We start from the raw sequence: 626 nt of genomic DNA, 5'->3' as shown, positions 1-626 counted from the left end.
CCCCTTGCACCGAGTGTCTCGGCTGCTCTGACGGTGAGAGTGAAGGAGACTGACCGAACCTAAAGTGGCACCACAAGAGCAGGTGGTGTTCTGCTTCCCCTTACACTGGGCGCCACTACTGATCCGTCGATGGGATTTAAGCAGGTTGAGCGAATCGAAGGTGGCGCCGCAGGGGCAGGTGATATTGCGCTGTTCTCGATATATTGCCCCCTTTTCACCTTGATTCAATACTTCCACTTCCGGTACAGGGCTATCGCAGTCCAAAGCACCTGGAACTGTTGGTGCTGCTTCATAAACGTCTTCAACCTCTTGTTTAACAACTTTCCGGCAGTAAATTTCCCAGGCGTTGATCTCAGAGTTAAAAGGCAGCTGAAACCCATCAACAAATTCACCTGCTATTACCACGTCCCCTGTCGCTGATGGGGAATGAACTTTTCTGGAAGTTGCGGTACAGGCAGAGCCCTCAGCTATCAGCTCAAGGATTTCCTTGTCCTGGCGTGACAGCCTGATTCTAGACGGACTCCCAACTCCTTGGCAGACCAGGCTATTTTCCGGACCCGATACACAAAATGTGTCGTCCAAAGGCTGAACAGCGGATGATGACGTGCGGATACGGCCTGTTGAGG

At 52.2% G+C, this 626-nt stretch carries 1 protein-coding gene; it reads right to left on the bottom strand.

The window, feature by feature from the left end:
• Positions 1 to 405: hypothetical protein (locus E1189_RS25080; RefSeq protein ID WP_230460079.1), on the bottom strand; the 405-nt coding region annotated here is incomplete at its 3' end.
• Positions 406 to 626 lie beyond the last annotated feature (221 nt).

The organism is Parendozoicomonas verongulae, assembly GCF_009711465.1.
GTDB classification, from domain to species: domain Bacteria; phylum Pseudomonadota; class Gammaproteobacteria; order Pseudomonadales; family Endozoicomonadaceae; genus Sansalvadorimonas; species Sansalvadorimonas verongulae.
Note: the sequence above shows the minus strand (reverse complement) of the source record. Positions and strands in the feature narration are given on the sequence as shown.